A 3,691-nucleotide genomic window follows, 5' to 3' on the forward strand; every position below is an offset into this window, starting at 1 on the left:
GCTCCGCCGGTGTCGCCGGCGCCCGGCAGTGGTCCGACCGGGCCGGGACGTCCCGGCGGGGGGCTCTGCATCGCGCTCGGCGCGGGCCTCGCGGTGATCGGGGTGCTGGCCGCGACCGTGCTCTGGTTGACCCGGGACCGCTACCCGGCGCTGGAGTTCCGGACCCTGGAGGTGGTGGCCACGCCGAAGGCCGGCGCGGAGCGCGCGACCGCCGTGTTCACCTCGGTCCTCGGCGACCGCGCCTATCTCGCCCATCAGTTGGCCGACGACCGGCTGGAGGTGGTGGCGGTCGACGCCGGCAGCGGGGACGAGCTGTGGCGCAAGAGCACCCCGGTCGGCGCGCAGCGGTGGACGGGGATCCGCGCGCTGCCCGGCGGGGTGGCGGTCCTCGCGGACGCGTCCGGCGACAGCACGCCGCGCGACCTGCTGGTGCTCGACGCCGGCTCCGGCGACCAACGGTGGCGGCTCTCCGTGCACGGCGACGACGACCTGCACTACACCCGGGACACGGTGGTCTGGGTCGACCGGACCGGCGACCGACTGGTCGGCCTGCGGATGCGCGACGGCCACGAGGAGTGGCGCCGGGACAGTCCGCGCGACGAGTACGGCAACAGCCGGACCCGGGTGGTGCGGGTCGGCACCCCGGAGGCGTCGGGCGGTGTCGGGTCGGTCACCGGCGCGCCGACGGCACCCTGGCTCGGTACCGGCGGCCGGCTGGTGCAGGTGGGTGCCGACCGGTCGGTCCGGTTGATCGACATGGACAGCGGTGCCGTGCTGCGCAGCCGGCCCAACGTGGCCGACGTCGACGACCTGGTGGTGGCGCACGCCGACCGGCTGTACGTCACCGAGGACGAGCGCGGTTACCGGCTGCTCGGGTACGACCTGGCGAGCCTCGGCGAGCGGACGTGCTCTACACCGCCCCCGACGACGGGCGACGGCCGCAGTCGCTGGTCGCCTGCGGCGAGCACCGGGCCTGCCTGCTGGAGGTGCCCGACGGCGAGACCGCGCGCACCGAGGTGGTGGCGGCGACCGAGGGCAAGGGCAGCCGGCACTGGCCGGCCCCGGAGGCCGACGGGCTGGTGCCGGTCGGCGAGCACCTGCTGGCCCGGCGGGACTCCCCGCAGTACGCCGTCACCCTCTTCGACGCCGACGGCAGGGCGGTGCTGCCCGACCGGGACGGCGTGGCGGTCCGGTTGGACGCGGGCAACGTGCTGCTCTTCGCGGAGCCGCCGAGCACCGCCGAGGACGACCGCAGCCTCGCCGGCATGGCGGTGGGCGGAAAGTCGCCGTTCGAGATGGGTGAGCTCAAGGACGTCCGCAGCGAGTCCTGTTCGTGGAACGCCTCGGTGATCGCCTGCGGCCGGGAGCAGGACTTCGTGCTGTACCGCTTCGCCGGGGCCGACTGAGCCCCACGTCCGGGGGACCACTGCGGCGAACGGCCGGCGGACGGGCCGTTTTCCCCCGGTTCGCCCTGGTAGGCAGTCGGCATGGAGACGAACACGAACGCGTACCTGGTCGGTGGCCCCCGTGACGGCAGCACCCAGCAGGCGGAGAGCGCCCTGCTGGAGATCGAGCTGGACGGCATGATCCACCGCTACGTGCGCACCACGAAGCAGCACGGCGAGGACGGCACGGTCTACAACTACGACGGCATGGTCGCGCCGGACGGCGGGCAGCCCGGCGTCGAGGACCCGGCGGCCCGGGTGGCCTCCCCCAAGGCGGACGCGGAGGGGCACGGCGGCACGGCGTGACGACGCGGCCGGGGCGCGGATGAACCGCGGCCGGCGGGGTAAGCACCGCCGGCCTGGTGGAGAACGACCCGTTGTCGCGGCCTCCCGCGACCGGACGCGCGGGCGGGTCGGCCCCGGCCGATCCGCCCGCGACGTACGTCAGTTGCCGGTGACGAAGTTCCAGACCGACACGACCCACTCGGTCTGCTGGAGGTAGGCGACTCCGACGCCGACCAGGAAGATCGCGGTCACCAGGTGCGCGCCGCGCGCGCCGCGCCGGATCCGGCCCAGCTGCCGCTCCCAGATCACCCGCCCGATCAGGCGGGACAGCGCGAAGAGGCCGACCGCCACCAGCAGGCTCAGCACGAAGGTGAGCAGCGGCGCGCCCAGGTCGCCCCGCCCGGAGATGGCCCAGATCCCCCAGCAGACGAAGGCGAAGAGCGCCCCCGCCATGCTCCACTCGCGGCCCTGGCGCAGCTGCGCCAGGTGCCAGCTCATCGGCCGGCGCGGGGCCGGCTCGTTCCAGGTGTGCTCGTCGGCGCCCACGGTGGGGAACTGCTCGGTGCGTGGGGTGCGCGGCCGCCCGACGGAGGCGACGCCGGGGCGGAACGCGTCCCGCTGCGGCGGCACCCCGACACCGGGCTGCGGCGGCACCTCGACTGTCCGCTCCGCCCACGGTTGTGTCTGGTCTGCCATCTCGTGTCCTCCCCTGACCGGTGCCGGCCTCCGGCCGGCCCGCCGTCTTCGAGGGTAGCCAGCCGGCAAATCGGTCGCCGCCCCGCCGACGATGGACTAGACAGGGGCGATGACCCACCCCCTCGCCGACGTGCAGGTCCCGGCCGCGACCGACTTCGACGAGATCGCCGACCTGATGGGTGACGCGTTCCACAGCGCGTTCGACACCGAGGCCCGCGAGGTCGAGCGGGGGATCTTCGAGCCGGACCGGTCGCTGCTGGTCCGCGACGGGGGTCGGGCGGTGGCGCACGCCGCCGCATTCACCCGGACCCTCACCGTCCCCGGGGCGACGGTGGCCGCGGCGCACGTCACCATGGTCGCGGTGGCCGTCACCCACCGCCGCCGGGGCCTGCTCAGCACGCTGATGGGCCGCCAGCTTCGGGAGATCTACGACACCGGCCGGGAGCCGGTCGCGGTGCTGTGGGCCAGCGAGGGGCGGATCTACCCCCGGTTCGGCTACGGCCTGGCCGCGCAGCGCCTCGCCGTCGACTGCCCGGCCACCGCCGAGCTGCGGCTGCCGGAGCCGGCGTCCGCGGCGGGCACCCTCCGGCTGGCCGACCCGGTCGCGTCGCAACCCGAGCTGGCCCGGGTGTACGACCGGGTGCGCCCGGACCGCCCCGGCTGGTCGGACCGGAGCGAGCGCTGGTGGCGGTACGTGCTGGCCGACCCGACCGCCTGGCGGGGCGGGGCGACCCCGCGCCGGGCGTTGCTGCACGAGGGGCCGGACGGCGTGGACGGGTACGCGCTCTGGCGGACCCGGGAGGAGTGGGACCAGCGCGGGCCGCGCGGGCAGGTACGGGTGGACGAGGTGGTCGCCACCGACCCCGAGGCGTACCTGGCGCTGTGGCGGACGCTCTTCTCGATCGACCTGACCCGGCAGCTCTCCTGCGGCCGGGTCGCCGTGGACGAGCCGCTGCTGCGCCTGGTGGACGAGCCCCGCCGGCTCGGCGCCCAGCTGGTCGACGCGCTCTGGGTGCGGGTGGTGGACGTCCCGACGGCGCTGGCCGCCCGCCGGTACCCGACCCCCGTCGACGTGGTGATCGAGGTCACCGACGAGCTGCTGCCGGAGAACACCGGGCGCTGGCGACTCACCGGCGGTCCCACCGGCGCGGTGTGCGTCCGCACCGACGACCCGGCGGAGCTGGCCTGCGACGTACGCGGGCTCGGCGAGCTGTACCTCGGCGGCGTGGCACCGGCCGCGCTGGCCGCCACGGGTCGGCTCCGGG

5 protein-coding genes and 1 pseudogene are annotated in these 3,691 nt (G+C 75.7%); 4 read left to right on the forward strand and 2 right to left on the reverse strand.

Going from position 1 to position 3,691, the window contains the following annotated elements:
• Window positions 1-282: 282 nt before the first annotated feature.
• Window positions 283-567: pseudogene (locus JNW89_RS38300) on the forward strand (PQQ-binding-like beta-propeller repeat protein); the annotation flags it as partial.
• Here JNW89_RS38300 and JNW89_RS38305 read toward each other — a convergent pair.
• On the reverse strand, window positions 495-845 hold the full coding sequence (locus tag JNW89_RS38305) for a hypothetical protein (protein WP_238451743.1): 351 nt from the start codon (window positions 843-845) through the stop codon (window positions 495-497). The pseudogene JNW89_RS38300 and the gene JNW89_RS38305 overlap by 73 nt on opposite strands.
• Window positions 846-905: 60 nt before the next feature.
• Here JNW89_RS38305 and JNW89_RS38310 point away from each other — a divergent pair, with 60 nt between their 5' ends.
• Together JNW89_RS38310 and JNW89_RS30755 are read left to right on the forward strand one after the other, a co-directional pair.
• Window positions 906-1,406 (forward strand): hypothetical protein, encoded by a 501-nt coding sequence (locus JNW89_RS38310; RefSeq protein WP_238451744.1) that lies wholly within the window; start codon window positions 906-908, stop codon window positions 1,404-1,406.
• Between the two features lie 81 nt (window positions 1,407-1,487).
• Window positions 1,488-1,751, forward strand: a complete 264-nt coding sequence (locus tag JNW89_RS30755) for a hypothetical protein (protein WP_088960723.1) — start codon at window positions 1,488-1,490, stop codon at window positions 1,749-1,751.
• 138 nt (window positions 1,752-1,889) lie between these two features.
• On the opposite strand, the gene JNW89_RS30760 is transcribed toward JNW89_RS30755, so the two are convergent.
• Window positions 1,890-2,426, reverse strand: a complete 537-nt coding sequence (locus tag JNW89_RS30760) for a hypothetical protein (RefSeq protein WP_238451741.1) — start codon at window positions 2,424-2,426, stop codon at window positions 1,890-1,892.
• Window positions 2,427-2,535: 109 nt separating this feature from the next.
• Here JNW89_RS30760 and JNW89_RS30765 point away from each other — a divergent pair.
• Window positions 2,536-3,691, forward strand: a 1,156-nt coding sequence (locus JNW89_RS30765) for a GNAT family N-acetyltransferase (protein ID WP_238451742.1), incomplete at its 3' end; no start/stop codon positions are given.

The organism is Micromonospora sp. 4G55 (assembly GCF_016803375.1).